19 protein-coding genes and 1 pseudogene are annotated in these 20,279 nt (G+C 73.1%); 8 read left to right on the top strand and 12 right to left on the bottom strand.

Annotated features, from left to right (window positions below; all coding sequences use genetic code 11):
• Positions 1–58 precede the first annotated feature (58 nt).
• Positions 59–739, bottom strand: a complete 681-nt coding sequence (phoP, locus tag ACFZAU_RS28430; RefSeq protein ID WP_018559602.1) for a two-component system response regulator PhoP — start codon at positions 737–739, stop codon at positions 59–61.
• Positions 736–2,022 (bottom strand): two-component system sensor histidine kinase PhoR, encoded by a 1,287-nt coding sequence (gene phoR / locus ACFZAU_RS28435; RefSeq protein WP_499609030.1) that lies wholly within the window; start codon positions 2,020–2,022, stop codon positions 736–738. The genes phoP and phoR overlap by 4 nt, the downstream gene beginning before the upstream one ends.
• Positions 2,023–2,228: 206 nt before the next feature.
• Here phoR and phoU point away from each other — a divergent pair, with 206 nt between their 5' ends.
• Entirely contained in the window at positions 2,229–2,909 is a 681-nt protein-coding gene (gene phoU / locus ACFZAU_RS28440; protein ID WP_499609029.1) for a phosphate signaling complex protein PhoU, read from the top strand.
• Positions 2,910–3,350: 441 nt separating this feature from the next.
• Here phoU and ACFZAU_RS28445 read toward each other — a convergent pair whose 3' ends face one another.
• Both ACFZAU_RS28445 and ACFZAU_RS28450 read right to left on the bottom strand, forming a co-directional pair.
• Positions 3,351–3,830 (bottom strand): VOC family protein, encoded by a 480-nt coding sequence (locus tag ACFZAU_RS28445; protein WP_499609027.1) that lies wholly within the window; start codon positions 3,828–3,830, stop codon positions 3,351–3,353.
• An 80-nt stretch (positions 3,831–3,910) separates the two neighbouring features.
• Entirely contained in the window at positions 3,911–4,576 is a 666-nt protein-coding gene (locus ACFZAU_RS28450; RefSeq protein ID WP_500554481.1) for a class I SAM-dependent methyltransferase, read from the bottom strand.
• 419 nt (positions 4,577–4,995) lie between these two features.
• Between ACFZAU_RS28450 and ACFZAU_RS28455 the strand changes: the two genes are divergently transcribed.
• Entirely contained in the window at positions 4,996–5,211 is a 216-nt protein-coding gene (locus ACFZAU_RS28455) for a hypothetical protein (protein ID WP_500554482.1), read from the top strand.
• Between the two features lie 934 nt (positions 5,212–6,145).
• Positions 6,146–6,412: pseudogene (locus ACFZAU_RS28460) on the top strand (ribosomal protein L7/L12); the annotation flags it as partial.
• 112 nt (positions 6,413–6,524) lie between these two features.
• Here the strand turns inward: ACFZAU_RS28460 and ACFZAU_RS28465 are convergent.
• The gene (locus ACFZAU_RS28465) at positions 6,525–7,286 is read right to left on the bottom strand and encodes a phosphoglyceromutase (RefSeq protein WP_500554483.1); all 762 of its coding nucleotides are present in this window, start codon (positions 7,284–7,286) and stop codon (positions 6,525–6,527) included.
• A gap of 116 nt (positions 7,287–7,402) precedes the next feature.
• Here ACFZAU_RS28465 and ACFZAU_RS28470 point away from each other — a divergent pair, with 116 nt between their 5' ends.
• A complete protein-coding gene (locus ACFZAU_RS28470) occupies positions 7,403–8,701 on the top strand; it encodes an MDR family MFS transporter (protein WP_500554484.1) in 1,299 nt (432 codons plus the stop codon).
• On the opposite strand, the gene ACFZAU_RS28475 is transcribed toward ACFZAU_RS28470, so the two are convergent.
• The 3 genes from ACFZAU_RS28475 to mshA all read right to left on the bottom strand — a co-directional run bounded on the left by ACFZAU_RS28475 (position 8,698) and on the right by mshA (position 12,395).
• Entirely contained in the window at positions 8,698–10,377 is a 1,680-nt protein-coding gene (locus ACFZAU_RS28475; protein WP_500554485.1) for a glycosyl hydrolase family 28-related protein, read from the bottom strand. The genes ACFZAU_RS28470 and ACFZAU_RS28475 overlap by 4 nt on opposite strands.
• Positions 10,378–10,537: 160 nt before the next feature.
• On the bottom strand, positions 10,538–11,053 hold the full coding sequence (locus ACFZAU_RS28480) for a YbjN domain-containing protein (RefSeq protein ID WP_500554486.1): 516 nt from the start codon (positions 11,051–11,053) through the stop codon (positions 10,538–10,540).
• The gene (gene mshA / locus ACFZAU_RS28485) at positions 11,046–12,395 is read right to left on the bottom strand and encodes a D-inositol-3-phosphate glycosyltransferase (RefSeq protein ID WP_499609006.1); all 1,350 of its coding nucleotides are present in this window, start codon (positions 12,393–12,395) and stop codon (positions 11,046–11,048) included. The genes ACFZAU_RS28480 and mshA overlap by 8 nt, the downstream gene beginning before the upstream one ends.
• A gap of 153 nt (positions 12,396–12,548) precedes the next feature.
• On the opposite strand from mshA, the gene ACFZAU_RS28490 reads away from it, so the two are divergent.
• From ACFZAU_RS28490 to ACFZAU_RS28500, 3 genes are all read left to right on the top strand, one after another.
• On the top strand, positions 12,549–13,349 hold the full coding sequence (locus ACFZAU_RS28490) for a class I SAM-dependent methyltransferase (protein WP_500554487.1): 801 nt from the start codon (positions 12,549–12,551) through the stop codon (positions 13,347–13,349).
• A gap of 505 nt (positions 13,350–13,854) precedes the next feature.
• The gene (locus tag ACFZAU_RS28495) at positions 13,855–14,883 is read left to right on the top strand and encodes a C40 family peptidase (RefSeq protein WP_500554488.1); all 1,029 of its coding nucleotides are present in this window, start codon (positions 13,855–13,857) and stop codon (positions 14,881–14,883) included.
• Positions 14,884–15,205: 322 nt separating this feature from the next.
• Complete coding sequence (locus tag ACFZAU_RS28500; protein ID WP_500554489.1) at positions 15,206–16,474, top strand: PP2C family protein-serine/threonine phosphatase; 1,269 nt, start codon at positions 15,206–15,208, stop codon at positions 16,472–16,474.
• A 70-nt stretch (positions 16,475–16,544) separates the two neighbouring features.
• Here ACFZAU_RS28500 and ACFZAU_RS28505 read toward each other — a convergent pair whose 3' ends face one another.
• From ACFZAU_RS28505 to ACFZAU_RS28520, 4 genes are all read right to left on the bottom strand, one after another.
• Positions 16,545–16,877 (bottom strand): DUF2516 family protein, encoded by a 333-nt coding sequence (locus tag ACFZAU_RS28505; RefSeq protein WP_500554490.1) that lies wholly within the window; start codon positions 16,875–16,877, stop codon positions 16,545–16,547.
• Between the two features lie 87 nt (positions 16,878–16,964).
• Positions 16,965–17,609 (bottom strand): hypothetical protein, encoded by a 645-nt coding sequence (locus ACFZAU_RS28510; protein ID WP_500554491.1) that lies wholly within the window; start codon positions 17,607–17,609, stop codon positions 16,965–16,967.
• Between the two features lie 77 nt (positions 17,610–17,686).
• Positions 17,687–18,184, bottom strand: a complete 498-nt coding sequence (locus tag ACFZAU_RS28515) for a helix-turn-helix domain-containing protein (protein ID WP_500554492.1) — start codon at positions 18,182–18,184, stop codon at positions 17,687–17,689.
• Positions 18,185–18,333: 149 nt separating this feature from the next.
• Positions 18,334–19,452: an FAD-dependent oxidoreductase gene (locus ACFZAU_RS28520; RefSeq protein ID WP_500554493.1), complete on the bottom strand. Its 1,119-nt coding sequence runs from the start codon at positions 19,450–19,452 to the stop codon at positions 18,334–18,336.
• A 53-nt stretch (positions 19,453–19,505) separates the two neighbouring features.
• Here ACFZAU_RS28520 and ACFZAU_RS28525 point away from each other — a divergent pair, with 53 nt between their 5' ends.
• Complete coding sequence (locus ACFZAU_RS28525; protein WP_499608989.1) at positions 19,506–20,198, top strand: TetR/AcrR family transcriptional regulator; 693 nt, start codon at positions 19,506–19,508, stop codon at positions 20,196–20,198.
• Positions 20,199–20,279: the final 81 nt, after the last annotated feature.

Consider the following 20,279-nt stretch of genomic DNA (forward strand, 5'->3'; position numbering starts at 1 on the left):
CCGGGAGCTCATCGCTCCCGGGGCCCCTTCACGTCCGGCGACCCCGGCCGCGGGCGGTTTACGGCTCGAACTTGTAGCCCAGGCCACGGACCGTCACCAGGTAGCGCGGCGCACCCGGGTCCGGCTCGATCTTCGCGCGGAGGCGCTTGACGTGGACGTCGAGGGTCTTGGTGTCGCCGACGTAGTCGGCGCCCCAGACCCGGTCGATCAGCTGCATGCGGGTCAGGACGCGGCCCGCGTTGCGCAGCAGCATCTCCAGGAGGTCGAACTCCTTGAGCGGCAGGTCGACCTTGCCGCCGCCGACGGTGACGACGTGCCGGTCGACGTCCATGCGGACCGGGCCGGCCTCCAGCGCCGAGGGGGAGATCTCCTCGGGCTCGCCGCGGCGGCGCAGCACGGCCCGGATGCGGGCGACCAGCTCGCGGGAGGAGTAGGGCTTGGTGACGTAGTCGTCCGCTCCTATTTCGAGACCGACAACCTTGTCGATCTCGCTGTCCTTCGCGGTGACCATGATCACCGGGACGGTGGACTTCAGCCGCAGCTGGCGGCAGACCTCCGTGCCGGGCAGGCCCGGCAGCATCAGGTCGAGCAGGACCAGGTCGGCGCCGTTGCGCTCGAACTCGTCCAGCGCGTCGGGCCCGGTCGCGGCGATGGCGACCTCGAAGCCCTCCTTGCGGAGCATGTACGACAGGGCATCACTGAAGGACTCTTCGTCCTCGACGACGAGTACTCGGGTCACGGGAGGACCTCCGGGGCGGGGATGTGATCGGGAAACGTCTCGTAGAGCGCGGAGGAGGAGCCGGAGCCTGGCTCGGGCTCCCCGTCCTCCGCCGCCACGGCGGTGGAGCGGTCCCGGCCGTCCCGGGTCGCCGCGGCTTCGGGCAGCCGCAGGGTGAAGGTGGAGCCCTGGCCTTCGGCGCTCCACACTGTGACCTCCCCGCCGTGGGAGGCGGCCACGTGCTTGACGATGGACAGACCGAGACCGGTGCCGCCCGTGGCGCGCGAACGCGCCGGGTCGACCCGGTAGAACCGCTCGAAGATGCGGTCCCGGTCCTTTTCGGAGATGCCGGTTCCCTGGTCGGTCACGGAGATCTCGATCAGGTCGCCGCTGGGTGCGGCGACCCTGCGGCCCGCGATCCCCACACGGGTACGGGCCGGGCTGTAGTTGACCGCGTTCTCGACGAGGTTGCCGAGCGCGGCCGCGAGCTGGCCGCGGTTGCCCCAGATGAACAGGTCGGGGGCACCGCCGGTGGCCATGGTGATCTGCTTGGCGTTCGCCGGGTGGCGGCAGCGGTCCACCGCCTCGGCGACGAGGTCGTCGACGGCGACCGGCTCGGCGTCGTCGAGGGGGTTGTCGTCCTGGACCCGGGAGAGCTCGATGATCTCCTGGACCAGGCTGGTCAGCCGGGCGGCCTCGATCTGCATCCGGCCCGCGAAGCGTTCCACGGCCTCGGGGTCGTCGCTGGCGTCCATCACCGCTTCGGAGAGCAGCGACAGCGCGCCGACCGGAGTCTTGAGCTCGTGGCTGACGTTGGCGACGAAGTCGCGCCGTACCGCCTCGATGCGCCGGGCGTCGGTCAGGTCCTCGACCAGCAGCAGCACCAGGCGGGACCCCAGGGGTGCCACCCGGGCGGAGACCGCCAGGCCCTCACCGCGGCCGGCGCCGCGACGTGGCAGTTCGAGTTCCACCTGCCGTATCTCGCCGTCCCGCCGGGTTTCGCGGGCCATCTGCAGCATCTGGTCGACGGCGAGCCTGCCGCCCCGCACCAGTCCGAGGGCGTACGCCGCCGAGCTGGCCTTGACCACCGTGTCGCCCTCGTCGAGGACGACGGCCGACGAGCGCAGCACGGAGAGCACCGTGTCCACGCCCGGCGGTAGTACGGCTGCGGCGTCGGGCCGCAGGGATGTGCGTGTGGGGCGGGCCTGTTCCCGCTCGCTCCAGCGGAACGCGAGCACAGCGATCACACCGGTGCAGAGCCCGGCGATCGCACTGGCTGCGGCGACTGCCGCGTTCACGTCCATACACCCAGGTTAGGGGGACGAAATGAGTGGCCCACAGGGTCGGAGCGTCTTCTCGAACGGGCGTTGCCAAGAGTTCACCGTGGTGTCAGTACTGGTTCATTCCGGATGCTCGGGCGGTACGCGTGCGCCCGCGAGGTTGGGGAGCGTGTCAGCGTGGGAGGACAATCCTCTTTTCGAACGACTCGAGTGGCAACGGAAGGAACGCGATGCGCGACGCATATCACGAGGAACTCGACTCGATCGGTGACGGCCTGGTCGACATGGCCCGGCTGGTCGGTTCCGCGATCGGGCGGGCCACCACGGCACTGCTCGACGCCGACCTCAAGCTCGCGGAGAGCGTGATCGCCGCCGACGAGAAGGTCGACGACCTGCAGCGCGAGCTGGAGAACCGCGCCATCACGCTGCTCGCCCGCCAGCAGCCCGTCGCGACCGACCTGCGGATCGTCGTCACCAGCCTGCGCATGAGCGCGGACCTGGAGCGCGCCGGGGACCTCGCCCGGCATGTGGCGAAGCTCGCACGGCTGCGCTTCCCCAACACCGCCGTCCCGCGCGACCTGCACAGCACGATCCTGGAGATGGGCCAGCTCGCGCAGCGCCTGATGGCGAAGGCCGCCGAGGTCATCGTCAGCAAGGACGTCGACGACGCGCTGCAGCTGGAGGCCGACGACGACCGCATGGACGAGCTGCACCGCACGCTCTTCCAGCACCTGCTCGACGACCGCTGGAAGCACGGCATCGAGACGGCCGTGGACGTCACCCTCGTCGGCCGCTACTACGAGCGCTTCGCGGACCACGCGGTCTCCGTCGCCAAGCGCGTCGTGTACCTGGTCACGGGCGAGCACGCGGACGAGCTGTCCCCGGCGCCCACCCCGATGCCGGCGGACTAGGCACTCCTCCCGTCCGGTGCGGCTTGCCGGCCTCTCCGGTACGGCCTTGCCGGCGCTACGCGGCGCGCGGGGCGGGTGCGCCCCCGGCGCGGAACGCTTCCGCGCGCCGTTGATGCGCCGGGGTGCGGTGTCGTTCACTGGTGACAGGCATGCAAGCAGCCGTCGCCAACGGCAGAGGAGGGTACCCATGCCCGAGTCCCCGACATCGCCCACCGCCCGCGATCAGCCGTCCCCCGACGGGACCCCGCAGTCCCCCGGCATCCGTGAGCTGCCGCTGCTCGGCGCGTGCGGCTGCGGATCGGGCTGCGGATGCGGTTGCCAGTCCGGAGCGCCCTGCCGCTGCGGCGGCAGCTGCTGACTCCACCGGTTCCACGCCACCCGCGTTCTGCACGCTCGGGGGCCCGTCCGTCCGGACGGGCCCCCGACGCCGTGTTCTCCCGGTCACACGCCGTCGTACGCGCGGCGCAGCGCGGCGAGGTCCATCTTCTTCATGGACAGCATCGCCGCCGTGGCCCGCCCGGCCTTCTCCGGGTCGGCGTCCCCGACCATCTCCAGCAGCACCTCGGGGAACACCTGCCAGGACACCCCGAACCGGTCCTTGAGCCACCCGCAGGGGCCCTCCTCGCCGCCGTCGGTGAGCTTGTCCCAGTAGTAGTCGACCTCGGCCTGGTCGGCGCAGCGGATCTGGAACGAGACCGCCTCGTTGAAGGTGAAGTGCGGGCCGCCGTTCAGCGCCACGAACTTCTGCCCGTTGGCCGTGAACTCCACGGCCATCACGGACCCGGCGGGCCCGGGCCCGGCCTCGTTGTAGCGGCCGATCGTGCCGACGGCCGAGTTCTTGAATACCGAGACGTAGAACTCCGCCGCCTCCTCGGCCTTCCCGTCGAACCACAGGCACGTGGTGAATCCGTCGGTGGTCATCGCTGCCTCCTCGTTCCTGACGCGCGGTGCGCCCGGCGTTCGGGCGCGTACGTCCTGGGGACGGTCCGGGCGCGGCAAACTCATCGGTGCCCCTGCGGCTCCCCGGGTCCTCGCGTCATGAGCAGGTGGCCCCTGCGGAAGCGCTCGTCCGGCCCGGGCTCGCGGAGCATGCGGCCGGTCTCGGTGAAGCCGGCGGACACCGCCAGGGCGGCGAGGTCGTCGATCGGCCAGCGGTAGGCCGTCGTCACCTTGTGGTCGAACGCGTCGAGGGGGCCGCCGCCGGATTCGAAGAAGCCCAGCAACAGGTGGCCGCCCGGGGCCAGGACGCGGCGGAACTCGTCGAAGTACGGGGGCAGGTCGCGCGGCGGGGTGTGGATGACGGAGTACCAGGACAGGATGCCGTCCAGCGCGCCGTCGGCGACGCCGTGCAGGGCGTCCATCGAGCCGACGTCGAAGCGCAGTTCCGGGTACGCCTCGCGGGCGAGGCGGATCATCTCGGGGGACAGGTCGACGCCGAACGCGTCCAGCCCGAGGTCCCTGAGGTGCGCGGTGACGTACCCCGGGCCGCAGCCGACGTCGGCGACGGTCCTGCCGCCGGCGGCCCGGACGGAGTCGGCGAAGGCCGTGATCAGCGCGCGGTCCAGCGGGAGCGAACCGAGCCAGTCGCCGAACAGCTCGGCGTAGAGGACGGCGACGGAGTCGTAGGCACCGGCCGTCGAGACGGAGTGCGGGGTGAGGTCGGTCACGGGCCACGACCCTAGGGCCCCGTGTGGGGGCGCCGTCCGCGGGGTCTTCTCCTGCGGGCCGGGGCGCATCCGGTTGACGGCGGCCGGGCGCGGTCGCTGTACTCCGGTGCCGGGACGGCGGCTTGGGAGGGCAGTCGCCGCGGCCGCCGTCGCGAAGAACGGGCGGAGCCGGACTTCCGAAGCGCTGAGCACGGCTGTGACGGGCCCGTCGGACGCCCTTTCCCGCGGACCCCGAGCAGGGTGTGCGGCGTCCGCGGCGCCCGGCGCCGCTCGCCCCCTCACGGCGCGTTTCCGCAGGTCAACACCCCTGCGTCCGTGAGCACCCTCACCCGAATGGCGCAGCACGACGTGCCACCGTCATGGGTGAAGATCAAGCTGGCTAGTGCCCCGTCCGAGGCAATCCGTGAAAGGGGAACCACATGCGCATTCGACGAATCTCCGCCGCCGTCATCGCCACGGCAGCCCTCGCCGGACTCGGCCTCACAGGCGCCGCCAGCGCCACGGCCGCCACCCACAACGCCACCACCACCGCCCACACCGAAAGCCTCACCCCGGGTGAGTGTTTGGACGGCGGCGGAAAGGTGGTCGGGATGAAGTGCGTCGGTGGTACGGGCGACGGGCAGATGGTCGACTAGCCCCCTCAGGGCGCCCCGCAGCCACGCGCTGCGGGGCGCCCCCGCACGCGCAGCGAGCCGCGGAGGGCCCGGGAGCGCGGCAAGGACGGTCAGGTCAGAAGGCGTCGCGCCACCAGCGATGTGACGGCTCGCCGTACGGCACGGCATCCGGCCGCCGAAGGATTCTTCGGTCAAGAGGCTCCACGATGCTGCGCAACTCGCGTGCCGCCTTCCTGGGCAGGGCACATATCGCCAGTTCCAGAAGGTCGCGTTCGTCCGCCGGTTCGGGGCAACAGTCCGTGACCCCGCACCGGTCGTGGAACGGCCGGGGAAGGGGATCCATCGCGATGGCCGCCCAACGCGAAAGTGCCAGCCCCACCAGGCCCGGCTGGAGCCGTGTTCGCTCCAGGGCGATCACCTGCGCCTGCGCCGGGCCCGAGAGCCGGCCGATCTTCGAGTAACGCCCACGATCTGCCGCGAAGCGTCTGCTGTCCGCCCGGAGGCGGGAAGGGCGCCTACGCGGCATATCCCTTTCGGCTGTGTCTCATGGCGGGCAGTGTGCCACGCGGCCGGCGCGGTGCGAACCCCAAGGGATCCGGCCACCGGGGTCTTCCTTGTCGGCCCCGGGTCGGAAGACAGAGGACCGGGCCCCACTGTGCCCTCGCGCATCCGTCTGGCACGCCTGTGGCACGTCAACCGCCGGGAGCAAGACCGCATGAAGCGCCGGACCGCCCAGGCCGGGAAAACGTGACCGTGAATGACATCGAAAGCGCCCCCGCCACGCGCAGTCGGTGGGACGCCAGAGCGGGCTGACGCTCCGGGTGTACCCACACCTGCTGCCGTCGAGTCAGGAGCGCACTCGCAAGCCGTGACCGCCGTCGTCGACGCCACCGAATTGACACGACACGGCACTTCAGGGCTCGTAGGCTCCGAGCCGGAGAGAGGTGGGGGAGCGATGACGGACGAGTACGTGGAGTTGGTGTGCGACGACGTACCCCATGACGCGGTGCTCACCGATCCGGGCGTCCGCGTGCTGGATGTGGCCCAGGTCGTGCGTCGGCTGAAGGGGCTGAGCCTCTGGCACAGCAAGGTTCTGGTGACACAGGTTCCCGCCGTGGTTCTCGCCGGCGTGCCCGGGGAAGTCGCTGCCGCAGCCGTCTCGGCCCTCCGCGAGGCGGGAGCGCAGGCGGAGACGAGAGAACGGCCGGAGCCGGAGTTTCCGACGGACTGGGCACGGCCCGATCAACTCACCGACGGCCCAGGGACGGCCCCGGAGCAGCAACAAGCCCCCTCACCGCGGGGAAACCGCAGGTAGGGGGCTTGATCGCGTCGGGTTACTTCTTCTTGCCCTGGTTCTTCACGGCCTCGATCGCCGCCGCGGCCGCCTCGGGGTCGAGGTAGCGGCCGCCCGGGGTGACGGGGCGGAAGTCGGCGTCGAGCTCGTAGGCGAGCGGGATGCCGGTGGGGATGTTCAGGCCCGCGATGTCGGCGTCGGAGATGCCGTCGAGGTGCTTGACGAGGGCGCGCAGGCTGTTCCCGTGGGCGGCGACCAGGACGGTGCGGCCGGTGAGGAGATCCGGGACGATGCCGTCGTACCAGTACGGCAGCATGCGCTGGACGACGTCCTTGAGGCACTCGGTGCGCGGACGCAGCTCCGGCGGGATGGAGGCGTAGCGCGGGTCGTCGGCCTGCGAGAACTCGCTGTCGTCGGCGATCGGCGGCGGCGGGGTGTCGTAGGAGCGGCGCCAGAGCATGAACTGCTCCTCGCCGAACTCGGCGAGGGTCTGCGCCTTGTCCTTGCCCTGCAGGGCGCCGTAGTGGCGCTCGTTGAGGCGCCAGCTGCGGAGGACGGGGATCCAGTGCCGGTCGGCGGCCTCGAGGGCCAGCTGCGCGGTGCGGATCGCGCGCTTCTGGAGGGAGGTGTGGACGACGTCGGGGAGGAGTCCGGCGTCCTTCAGCAGCTCGCCGCCCCGGACCGCCTCCTTCTCGCCCTTCTCGTTGAGGTTGACGTCAACCCAGCCGGTGAAGAGGTTCTTCGCGTTCCACTCGCTCTCGCCGTGGCGGAGGAGGATCAGCTTGTAGGGAGCATCTGCCATGCCATGGAGTCTAGGAGAAAACCCCTTGGTGCCCTCCGGAGGGCACCTGTAAGCTGCGCTCGCCACCCTGGCCCATTACGCCTACGACGCCCCGAACGCCGCGAGGAGCAGCCGCCGTGCCCGATGTCAGACGTGCCGTACGGGAGACCGTGTCGGGACTCCCCCGGACCTTCTGGTGGCTGTGGACCAGCACGCTGGTCAACCGGCTCGGCGCCTTCGTCGTCACCTTCCTCGCCCTCTACCTGACCCTCGACCGGGGCTACTCGGCCACCTACGCCGGGCTCGTCGCGTCCCTGTACGGCCTCGGCGGCGCCGTGGGCGCGGTCGTCGGCGGGGTGCTGACCGACCGGGTGGGGCGGCGCTGGACGATGCTGCTGGCGCAGGTCGCGGCGGCGGCCGGCACGGCGACGCTGGCCTTCGTGCAGGGGCAGGCGGAGATCGCCGCGGTGGCCACCGTGATCGGCGTGGCCAGCAGTGCCTCGCGGCCCGCGGTGCAGGCGATGATGGCGGACGTGGTGCCCGCCGAGGACCGGGTGCGGGCGTTCTCGCTCAACTACTGGGCGATCAACATCGGTTTCGCCGTCTCCTCGGCCGCGGCCGGCCTCATCGCCTCGCAGGGCTACCTCTGGCTGTTCCTGGGCGACGCCTTCATGACGGTGCTCTGCGCGCTGGTGATCTACGCCAAGGTGCCGGAGTCGATGCCGGGCCGCGAGACCGGGGCGGCGGCGGCAGCGGCCGCCGGGGGCGGGAACGGGAAGCCCCGGATCGGCCTCGGGGTGGTGCTGCAGGACCGGCGCTTCATGGCGTTCGTCGCGCTGACGTTCCTGCTCGGCACGGTCACCCAGCAGGGTTCGACGACGCTCTCGGTCGACATGGGCCGCCAGGGGTTCTCCGCGAGCGAGTACGGCCTGGTCATCGGGCTCAACGGGCTGCTCATCGTGCTCCTGCAGCTCCCGCTCACCCGGCTCGTCGAGCGGCGGAGCGTGGCGGCGCTGCTCACCGCGGGCACGCTGCTGATGGGCTGGGGCTTCGGGCTCACCGCGTTCGCCGGTTCGGTCCCGTTCTACGCGCTGACGGTGGCGGTGTGGACGATCGGCGAGATCCTGCACGCGCCGGCCTCGATGTCGCTGGTCGCCGACCTGGCGCCGGCCCGTGCCCGGGGCCGCTACCAGGGCATGTACTCCCTCGCCTGGCCTGCGGCGTCCTTCGCCGGGCCGCTGCTGGGCGGCGTGGCGCTCGACCGGTGGGGCGGCGGCGTGGTCTGGGGGGCGTGCGCCGTGGTCGGCACGGTCGCCGGCGCCGGCTACTGGACGCTGCTGCGGGAACGCGGGCCGCGCGCCGAGCCGGTGGACACGGTGCCCCCGGCCCCGGCCAAGGCGCTGGTGCCGCAGCCGGAGCCGACCGCGGACTGCTAGCGGGTCGTACGCAGGGCGCGCTGCGCCTCGTACAGGTTCGGCGGGGTGACCGCCGGGTTCCCGTACGAGACGAGCCGCGAGTTCAGCGGCCCCGTGAAGTCCGGGACGTCGATCTGGCCGAAGGCGGTGACCTCGGAGATGCCGACGGTCGCGCTGCACGGGGCGACGTCGTCGATCTTCACGCAGCCGGCCCGCCCGTTGGTGACGGTGACGTTCCAGTGCGCGAAGCGCGCCCCGTACAGCGGTCCCGCCGACGCGTCGCCGCCGTGGGAGCCGTCGTTGTTGACGGTGATCCCGGTGCGGACGTTGGCGAAGGGCAGTCCGCGGTGGGTGTCGAAGGTGCCCGTCGCCATCCGCCCCCGCGACCAGACGTTGTGGCTGGACAGGCCCTCCACGTTGATGCCGTGCAGCTGGGTGCCCGCGGGGGCCGGCGCGGTGCGGGGGTCGATGACGAAGTCCTCGACGAGGTTGTCGTGGGCGCCCTCACGGCAGGCGTACGGGTGGTGACCGCCGCGTCCGGAGACGCGGGTGCGGCGCAGGGTGACGCTCTTGGTGGCGACCAGCAGGAACCCGTTGTCGGCGTTGACCACGGTGACGTCGTCGGCCCAGCAGTCCCAGGCGCACTGCAGGGCCAGTCCGTTCCAGCCGGTGTCCAGCAGGTGCGGGGCCTGGGGGATGTCGGGCAGTTCGATGGTGAGGCCCTCGACGCCGCTGCCGACGACCGGGGTGACCAGCGTGGTGAGCACGGGTTCGAACGCGGGGCGGGCGTCCAGCGGCAAGGGCTGGGCGAGCGTGACGCGCCGGCCGTGGACGGCGCCGATCCGCACCGGCCACTCGTAGGGCACGTAGCTGAGCACCTTGCTCTTGTCGGACCAGTCGTACGTGGCGGTGCCCTCGACGTCGCCCGCCATGTGGTCGAGCAGGCTGTGGTCGTCGGGGTCGGACAGCCGCAGCATGACGCGGTCGCCGGGACGCAGCGCTCCCGCGGTGTCCACAGTGACGGTGCGGTCGCCCCGGCGGGCGCCGCCGGTGATCCGGGCGAGCGGGCGCCACTCGTCGCGGCGGTTGCCGGTCCAGCCCTCGAAGGGCCAGTCCTGGGCGCGGATGGCGTCGGTGAGGGTGCGGTAGCGGTCGGTGGGGCAGACCCAGACCAGGCCGCCCGCCCACGACCAGGCGGACTTGGTGCCGCCGTAGCGGCTGCCGTAGGGGCCGATGATCTCGGTGAGGGACCGCCCGGCGCGCAGCACGGTGGCGCCGCTGCCCGCTCCGCGCAGGGTGACGCCGCTGTGGCCGAGCCGGACGACGTCGTCGATGCGGTAGGTGCCGGCCGGGACCAGGACCGTGCCGCCGCCGCTCGCGCCCACGTGCTCGATCGCCCGGTTGATGGCGGGCGCGGCGTCGGCGCTGCCGTCGGGGCGGGCGCCGTAGCGCCGGACGTCCGCGCGGACCGGGCGCCGGGGGAAGTGCCGGCTGCCGCCCGCGTGGCCGGCCTGGCCGACCCAGGGGATCTGCGGGTGGGTGTACGGGGCGCGGGTGAACTCCGCCCACAGTCGTTCCGCCGGTCCGGACGGGGCCGGCCGTCCGGCGGCCGGGGCGGCGGTGGGGACGGCGGTGGGCCGGGGGACGAACGCGAGGGCGCCGCCGGCTTGCAGGATGCGTCTGCGGCTGATGGCCATGAACAGGACCCGCCTTTCACGTATCTGAACAACATTCAGATGTGCGACGGGCATGAGGGTGTCATGGCGCGGCGACCCCTGGGAAGACCCGGACATGACAACCCGATGGATCCCGGTCACTCCTGCGCACCCGGGAGAGTGCGCGAACGGCGATGCCGCGCTACTCGGCGCCCTTGTCCGCCTTGCCGATCAGATGTGTGAACGCGTCGAGGTTGCGGGTGGATTCGCCGCGCGCGATCCGCCAGGCGTGCTCCTTGCGGATCGCCTCGGCGAAGCCCAGCTCCAGCAGCGTGTTGAAGCTGCCGTCGGCGTTCTCCACGACCGAACCCAGCACCCGGTCGACCTCCTCGGGCGTCACCGCGACCAGCGGCAGCCGGCCCGAGAGGTAGACGTCGCCGAGCGCGTCGATGGCGTACGCCACCCCGTACAGCCGGGTGTTGCGCTCCAGGAGCCAGCGGTAGAACGCCTCGTGGTTGGCGTCGGGGCGGCGCACGACGAAGGCGTTCACCGTCAGGGTGTGCCGTCCCACGGCCAGGGCGACGGTCGTGGAGAGCTTGCGCGTGCCGGGGAGCGTGACGACGTACTCGCCGCCGGCGCCGGTCTCCCAGCCGAGTTCCGCGTCCGTCAGTGCCTGCTCGACCGCCGCGCGCGCCGCCGTCTGCTCCCGCTCACCCATGCGGCGATCGTAGGCGACGCCGCCGCTCGGCCATCGCACCCGCGTACACCTCGGCGGTCCTCGTCGCCGCCGCGTCCCAGCCGAAGCACTCCGCGTGCTTGGCCGCGGCCGCGCCCATGGCGGGCACCAGCTGCGGGTGCTCGACGAAGCGGCGCAGGGCGCGCGCGTAGTCGGCCGGCTCGTGGCCCGCGACGAGGAAGCCGGTCTCGCCGTCCTTCACGGCCACCGGCAGCCCGCCGACCGACGCCGCCACGACCGGCGTGCCGCAGGCCTGGGCCTCGATGGCGACCAGCCCGAACGACTCGCTGTACGAGGGCATGACCAGCACGGACGCGGCCCGGTACCAGTCCGCGAGCCGGTCCTGGGCGACCGGCGGCTGGAAGCGCACGAGGTCGGAGATGCCGAGCCGGGCCGCGAGCTTGTGCAGCCGCTCGGGCTTGGCCAGCCCGCTGCCGCTCGGCCCGCCGACGACGGGGACGACGAGGCGGTCGCGCAGCGACGGGTCCTCCGCGAGCAGGATCGCCGCGGCGCGCAGCAGGATGTCGGGCGCCTTGAGGGGCTGTATCCGGCCGGCGAAGAGCGGGATCACCGCGTCCTGCGGCAGGCCCAGGCGCGCGCGGGCCCCGGCGCGGCCGCCGTGGGCGTCCGGCCGGAAGCGCTCCAGGTTCACCCCGGGGTGGACGACGGCGACCTTGCGGGGGTCGGCCTCGTAGTGCCGGATGAGCTCGTCCGCCTCCTCATCGGTGTTGGCGATCAACCGGTCGGCGGCGTCCACGATCTGCGTCTCGCCGATCACCCGGGCCGTGGGCTCGGGCGTGTCGCCCTCGGCGAGCGCGGCGTTCTTGACCTTGGCCATGGTGTGCATGGCATGGACGAGCGGGACGCCCCAGCGCTCGGCGGCGAGCCAGCCGACGTGCCCGGAGAGCCAGTAGTGCGAGTGCACCAGGTCGTAGTGGCCCTGCCGGTGGCTGGCCTCGGCGTGCATCACGCCGTGGGTGAAGGCGCACAGCTGCGCGGGCAGGTCCTCCTTGTTCAGCCCCTCGTACGGGCCCGCGTCCACGTGCCGCACCAGGACCCCGGGGGCCAGCTCGACCGTGGGCGGCAGGGCGGCCGTGGTGGCCCGGGTGAAGATCTCCACCTCCACACCGGGGCCCTCCGCGAGCCGCTTGGCCAGCTCGACGATGTAGACGTTCATGCCGCCCGCGTCCCCGGTGCCGGGCTGATGGAGGGGTGAGGTGTGAACGCTGAGCATGGCCACGCGCCGCGGACGGCGCCCGCCGGCATGGCGGCGCAGCCGGCGATGGGCACCGCCGGCCAGGACCTTCGCCACGTACTGGCTCACGTCGCGTCCTCCACTTCTCCACGGGCGGCGGAGCGGAAGCCACCCATCAACAGTGGCAACCGGTGGAGGGCCTAGATCCATTTCCGCTTTGCCAAAGCGTGACCGTCCACGGGGCCCGGATCCGGCGCCCGCCGGCTCGCATAGGCTCGTCGCATGCGTGCGACACGGCCGGTCGGCGAGGTGACCCGGGGGACGACCAATCCCAACCGGCTGCGCCGCATGGACCGCTGGATCGCCGCCCAGCACGGACCCGCCCTGCGCCGCAGCCACGACCCCCTCGCCGTGGACCTGGGCTACGGCGCCGCGCCCTGGACCGCCCTGGAGCTGCTCGTACGGCTGCGCACCGCGCGCCCCGACGCCGAGGTCGTCGGCATCGAGATCGACCCGGCCCGGGTGGCCGCCGCCCGGCCGTACGCCTGTGAGGGGCTCTCCTTCGCGCACGGCGGCTTCGAGGTGCCCCTCCCGGACGGCCGCCGGCCCGTCCTGATCCGGGCGGCGAACGTGCTGCGCCAGTACGACGAGGAGCGCGTCGCCGAGGTGTGGACCCGGCTGCGGTCCCGGCTCGCGCCGGACGGGCTGCTGGTCGAGGGCACCTGCGACGAGATCGGCCGCCGCCACGTATGGGTCGCGCTCGGCCCCGAGGGACCGCGCACGGTGACCTTCGCCACCCGGCTCGGCTCGCTGGAACGCCCCTCCGACCTGGCGGAACGGCTGCCCAAGGCGTTGATCCACCGCAATGTGCCGGGCGAACCGGTGCACGCGTTCCTCGGCGACTTCGACCGCGCGTGGGCGGCCGCCGCGCCCTTCGCCCCGCTGGGCGCCCGGCAGCGCTGGATCCGCACGGTACGCAGCCTCGCGGGCCCGGGCGGCTGGCCGGTCACCGACACCGCGGCCCGCTGGCGCCAGGGCGAGGTGACCGTCCGCTGGGAGGCCCTGGCCCCGGCACGGGGCTGACCCCGATCGGGCCCCTGGGGGCACCGGCCGCGGCAGGTCGCCGGCCCGGCCGTCACTACCCGCCGCACCGCACGTTCGCGTCCCCCGGACGCGCACCCGCCGAAAAGGCGAGGTGACCGTCCGCTGGGAGGCATCGGCACCGGGCTGACCCGGATCCGGCCCCTGGGCCGCCGGGTGCGACAGGCCGCCGGCCCGGCCGTCACCACCCCATCGCCCGCCGCACCCACACGGTCGCGTCCCCCGCACGCGCACCCGCCGAGGAGCCGAGGGCGCCGCTCGGCCCGCCGGCCGCACGGGCCCGGGGCGAGCCGAACGCGCGCCGGCAGCCGGACTCCCGGCGGCCCGACGCCGAGAAGGCCACGCGGTACCGGCAACGGGTCCCGGGCCGGGCCGATGCGGCGCCGACCCGTGACGCAGCAGCGCACGGCTCTGGCCGATTCGCGTCTTCCGTGGCACCATCCACAGCCATGTGACGGTCCGTCAGACATTTTGCGGAGGTGCCCGCATGAAGCGTACGGCCTGCCTCGCCTGCGCCGCGCTGCTGCTCCTCGCCGCCCCCGTACCGTCCGCGCACGCCGATCCGTCCCACCCCCGCCGCACGCTCCAGAACGTACGGGCCGAGGTCGGCGCCCTCTACCGGCAGGCCGAACGCGCCACCGACACCTACAACTCCGCTCACGAACGGGTCCTCACCCAGCAGCGGCAGATCGTCCGGCTCGCCCGCCTCATCGACCGCGGGCAGACCCGGCTGCGCGCCCTCACCGCCCAGGCGGGCGCCCTCGCCCGCGCCCAGTACCGCGGCGGCGGCGTCGGCCCCGGAGTCGACCTGCTGCTCAGCGACGACCCGGACGCCCTCCTCGACGGACTCGCCCTCGCCGACCGGGGCGCGCACGCGACCGACGCCACCATCGAGCAGCTGCGCGCGACCACCGCGGAACTGGGGGCCTACGCCCGTTCCGCCACCGTCGCCTGGGAGCGCCTCATGGCCGGCCAGAAGGCGGCCGCCGACGCCGAACGGGAGGTCACCGCCCGCCTGGCCCGGGCGAAGCGCCTGCACGCCGGGTTGGAGGCCCGCGAACGGGCCCGGCTGGAACGGCTGGAGGACGAGGCCGCCTACCGCTCGCAGGTCGCCTGGCTGCGCACCGGCGCCGCCACCCGCCTGCGCCGCGACGCCGCGGGCGCCTCCCGGCAGGGCGCCGCTGCCGTCGCCTTCGCCGCGGCCCAGATCGGCAAGCCCTACGTGTGGGGAGCGGACGGCCCGGCGGCGTACGACTGCTCCGCGCTGACCCGGGCCGCCTGGCGGGCCGCCGGGGTCGGCATCCCGCGCACCTCGCAGGAGCAGTGGCGGCTCCTGCCACACGTGCCGGTGGCGGCGATGCGCCCGGGCGACCTGGTCGTCTACTTCGACGACGCGAGCCACGTCGGCGTCTACGTGGGCGACGGCGCCATCGTCCACGCGCCGCGGCCCGGACGGCGGATCACGATGGCGGGGGCCGGTTCGATGCCCGTCCTGGGGGTCGTGCGCCCCGGCTGAGCGGACGCGGACCGCGCCGGAGCACCGCCCCGCCGCGACCTGCGCCCTGTGACCTGCGCCCTGCGCCTGTGACGGCGACCGCGTGACGCGCGCCACTCCGCGACGGACCAAACGTGACGTTGGTCATGCCCGTTTCATCCCACCGCAGTCGAAATCCGCAGCTCAGCACCGCATATGACACGGGCGGTTTACCAACAGGGCCTCCCCTGCCGCCGGGCGCTACCGCTATGGTCGCCCTTCAGTGTGCTCGGAGCCGAGCAACCGATCCGACCGATCGACCGCTCCGGGACGTTGCCCTCGGGGGGAGGGAAGGAATTGTCCGATGTCGCCGATGTCCGCGACCGGGCGGCGCACCGACCAGTACGCCGCCGTGCCGGGGCCTCGCCAGGAAACACCCCTGGCCGACGGCCGGACCTCCCCTGCCCTGACCCTGCTCGTCATCGGTGACGACCCCGTCGGCGCCTTCACCGTCCCCGATCTGCTGGACGTCTCCGGCACGCGCGTCCGCATCCGCCGCGCCCGCAACCTGACCGAGGCCGAGCGGCTGCTCAGGGACGACGTCAACTGCATCCTGCTGGAGCTCTCCGCGCGCGCCGCCGAGGGCGCCTCCGACGCGATGGACAGCCTGCGGCAGCTGCTGCGGCTCGCCCCGCGCACCGCCGTGCTGGTGCTGACAGCGGGCACCGACACCGACGCCGAGCGCGCCGCCGAGGCCGTCCGCGTCGGCGCCCAGGACCACCTGACCCCGGCCGACCTGGACCCGTCCCACCTGACCCGGGCGATCCGCTACGCCGTGGAGCGCAAGCGCGCGGACGTCGCGCAGCGGCAGCTGACCGAGACCCGGCTGCTCGCCCAGGAGAACGCGCGGCTGGAACGCGGGCTGCTCCCCACACCGCTGCTGCACGGCGCCGACCTGCGCTTCGCCGCCCGCTACCGGCCCGGCCGCAGCCGGGCCCTGCTCGGCGGCGACTTCTACGACACCGTGCGCACCCCGGACGGCACCGTGCACGCGATGATCGGCGACGTCTGCGGCCACGGCCCGGACGAGGCCGCCCTCGGCGTGGAGCTGCGCATCGCCTGGCGCGCGCTGACGCTGGCCGGACTGTGCGGGGCCGCCCTGCTGGGCACGCTCCAGCAGGTCCTGGAGCACGAGCGCTCCGACGACGAGATCTTCGCGACCCTCTGCCAGGTCGACATCGGCCCGGACGGCCGCGCCGCCGACCTCTGGCTGGCCGGGCACCCGGCCCCGCTGGTGTCGCTGTCCGGGATGGCCCCGCAGCTGCTGCCGTACGAGCACGGCGGCCCGGCGCTGGGGCTGCTGCCGCAGAAGGACTGCTGGGAGGGCGCGCGCTTCGAGCTGGGCGAGTCGTGGAGCCTGATGCTCTACACCGACGGGCTCATCGAGGGCCGGATCGGCCCCGGTCCGCAGCGGCTGGGCCAGGAGGGCATGGTCGAACTGGTCGGACGGCAGCTGTCCGCCGGGCTCACCGGCGAGGAACTGCTGGACGCGGCCATGACCGAGGTGCGCCGGCTCAACGGCGAGGAGCTGACGGACGACGTCGCCCTGATGTTCCTGGAGTCGGGCGCCTGACACGACGGCCCCGGCCGGTCAGCCGGCCGGGGAAGGGGAGGCCCGGGGGGAGGGAGGCCCGGGGAGGGTGTCAGCGGTTGAAGGGGCCGTACGGGCCGTCGCTGCTGCTGCCGCCGCCGCGCCGCCGCGGACCGGAGACCTGCTTGAGGGCGGGACGCACGTCCACCGTGTAGACGATCACCGCGATCAGGCCGATGACCGGCAGGAACGACATGATCGGCAGGATCGCGATCAGCGCCGCCGCCACGGCGAGGATGATCAGCCAGAAGGCCTTGGTCTTCTTGTCCGCCGCCCGGTAGGCGTCCTCACGCCGGACGGCGGCGTCGACCAGCGCGAACACCGCGAAGACCAGCAGGGCGATGGAGATCCAGCCCATAAGGTCGTAGAAGCCCTGCACCAGCATTGCCGTCCACCTCCGTCATCGGCTCCCACCGTACCCGCACAACGAGCCGGGCACGCCGCGCGTGCCCGGCCCGTGATGTCCGGACGCTCAGGAAGCGGGCTTGCCCGGCGTCGCGGGCTTCTTGGCCACGGGGGCCTTCTTGGCCGGCGCCGGGGTCTTCTTGCCCTGGCCGTCGTGCACGGAGGCGGATGCGGGGGCGGGCGCCGGAGCCGGGGCGGGCGCCGGAGCCGGGGCCGGCTTGGCGTCCGAGGCGGGCGCCTGCCGCGCGGCCGGGACGGGCTCCGGCTCGATCGCGACCGCGATGTCCTCGACCTGCTCGGCGGCCTCGCCGCGCCAGGTGGCGACCGCGTCCTTGCCGCGCTCGGCCAGGCCGTCGTACGCCTCCTTGGCGCGGACGGCGTACTCGGCGGCACGGCCCACCTGCTGCAGGGCGAAGTCCTGCGCGGAGTCGCGCAGCTTGCGCAGGTCGCCGTCGATGGTGCCGAGGAGCTCGTTGACCTTGGCCTGCGCCTTGGTCTGCGCGTCCTTGGCCTGCGCGGTCACCTTCTCCTGCACGACCTTGGGGTCGGTGCCGCGGATCTTCTCGATCCGCTCGGGGGCCTCGGCGCGGATCTTCTCGATCAGCGGCGGGACCTCCTTGAGCTTCTCGGCCGCGAGGTCCGCGGTCCCGGCCAGCGCGTACAGCGGGGTCGGGTCCTTGAGGGTCTTGACGATGTCTTCGGTGATCGCCATGAGGGTTTCTCCCGTTTGAGGATGGTGGCGGTTACGTCAGTTGGGTCCGCTCGTTCCGCGCGACCGGGCGCGCCCGGTCACCCGGCGGCAGCGGCGTCGTCGCCGCCGCTGCCCGGTCCGGCCGGTCCGTTCGCGTTCGGCTTCAGCACGGCGACAGCCTTCTTCGCCGCCTTCTTCGCCACGTGCTCGCGCGGCGCAGCGGGCTGCTCGTCAAGAGCTTCCTCCACTGCGGCGTTCTCCTTGCGGAACGACTCGTAGATCTGGACGAGGACTTGCTTCTGCTTCTCGTTGATCGCCGTGTCGGCCAGGATGGCGGTCCGCACCTCCATGCCGTCGCCCTGGTTCCGCTCGTCGAGGATCCCTGCCTGCACGTACAGGGTCTCGGCGGAGATGCGCAGCGCCCTGGCGAGCTGCTGCAGGATCTCCGCGCTGGGCTTGCGCAGCCCGCGCTCGATCTGGCTGAGGTAGGGGTTGGACACCCCGGCGGCGTCGGCGAGCTGACGCAGGGACAGCTGCGCGTTGCGGCGCTGCTCCCGCAGGTACTCGCCGAGGGTGCCGACGTTCAGTGAAGCCATGTCTCCGAGCATGCCGCCCGGTGCTAACTTTTGCAAGCAAGGTGCTTGCAAAAGTCTCGTTACGGCGATGTGACGTCCCTCTCCCGGCCCAGCCCGCGCTTCCCCTGTGAAGCAAGGTGGGGCGTGCCGGTGCTCCCGCGCTCGGCGGGTCAGGACGACTGGACCCGGTCGAAGAGAGCGAGTGCTTCGGCGGGATCCGGGCTCACCAGGCGTTCCAGGCCGGCCGTCGTCATCCGCGCCCACCTGCCGGCCCGTGCCCACATCCGCTCCTCGAAGGCCCGGACGGCCGCGTCCGGATCCGCGGGGCCGGCGGCGATGGACTCGGCGAGTTCGGCGCCGTCCAGCATCGCGAGGTTCGCGCCCGCCCCCAACGGGGGCATCAGATGGGCGGCATCACCCAGGAGCGTCACCCCGGGGACATGGGTCCAGGTGTGGGACACGGGCAGGACGTGGAGGGGGCGGTGGACGAAGGCGGTGCCGCGGCGGAGGAGGTCGAGGAGGGGAGCGGCCCAGCCGTCGAACAGGGCCAGCAGGCGCGACCGCACGGCGTCGGCGTCGGCCGGGTCCAGGCCCGTGTGCCAGTCCAGCGGTGCGCGGAACTGCGCGTACACCTTGACGTGGCCTCCGCTGTTGCGCTGGGCGACGAGGCCGCGGTTCACGCCGTACGCGGCCACGGATCCGTCGCCGACCAGCCGGGCGAGGTCGGGGTGGCGGGTGTCGACGTCGTCGAGGGAGGTCTCCACCGAGGTGACCCCGGTGTAGTGCGGCGTCACCGCGGAGACCGCCGGGCGGATCCGGGACCAGGCGCCGTCGGCGCCGACCACCAGGTCGAACGTCTCCTTCCGCCCGTCGGCGAAGTGGACCAGGACGCCGTCCCCGGTCCCCGGCTCCGCCTTCGTCACGCTCCGCCCCCACTGGACCTCGAGCGGGCCGAGCAGCAGTTCACGGAGGTGCCCGCGGTCGATCTCGGGGTTGGCCCGGTCATCCGGACGGGGTCGCCAGTCGCGCAGGACGGTCCCGTCCGGGTCCAGGATGCGCATGGCCTGCCCCTCGGGCCGGGACAGCGCCCGGAACTCCGGCAGCAGCCCGGCCTTGTCCAGCGCGAGCTGGCCGAGCCCTTCGTGGAGGTCCAGCGTGCCGCCCGCGGGGCGGGCGTCGGGGGCGGGATCGCGTTCGAGGACGGCGACGGGGTGACCGTGGCGGTGCAGGACGCGGGCGAAGGCAAGGCCGGCAGGACCACTGCCGACCACGGCGATACGTTGCATCATATCGATACACTGTATTTTCTCAGGGCGGCGGCTGGCAACAGTACGGTGTGGGCATGACTGTGTGGGACCGACCGGAGCCGCCGGCTCGCCCCGTGCCGCTCGACCGGGAGCGGATCGTCGCCGCCGCCATCGCGCTGGCCGACGAGGGCGGGCTGGAAGCGGTGTCGTTGCGGAAGGTGGCCGGCCGGCTGGACGCCGGCCCGATGCGGCTGTACGGATTCATCTCCAGCAAGGAGGAGTTGTTCGACCTCATGGTGGACGAGGTCCAGGCCGAGATCGTCCCCGCGGAGCGGCCCGGTGACTGGCGGGAGGCGCTGCGCACCCTCGCCCACCGCACCAGGCAGGCCGCTCTCCGCCACGAGTGGCTGGCCGACCTGCTCGGCGGCCGCCCGTCCCTGGGTCCGAACGGCCTCGCCGTGGCCGAGGCCACGCTGGCGCCGCTCGACGGCATGGCCGACATCGACACCGTGATGCGCGCCGTGGAGACCGTCAGCGCCTACTTCACCGGCGCGATCAGACGCGAGATCGCCAACCTGCGGGCCGAGCGCACCACGGGCCTGTCCAAGCTCGACTGGCAGCGCGCCTCGGGCCCGCACGTGACGAGGATGCTGGCCACCGGCCGCTTCCCGACGCTGGCCAAGGCCGTGCACGACGGCACGGACGTGGACGCCGGGACGTCGTTCGAGACCGGCCTGGACTGGGTTCTCGACGGCGTGGCCGCCAGACTCGCCCGGCCGCCGGCGTGAGGCCCGGCGCCCGCCGGACGTGAGGCACTCCTGCCGGGCACCGCGCAGGAGTCGTCCGCCCGCCGTCCGGACGCCCCTCGA

The sequence above is a fragment of the Streptomyces sp. NPDC008238 genome (assembly GCF_042956445.1).
In the GTDB taxonomy this organism is placed as follows: Bacteria; Actinomycetota; Actinomycetes; order Streptomycetales; family Streptomycetaceae; genus Actinacidiphila.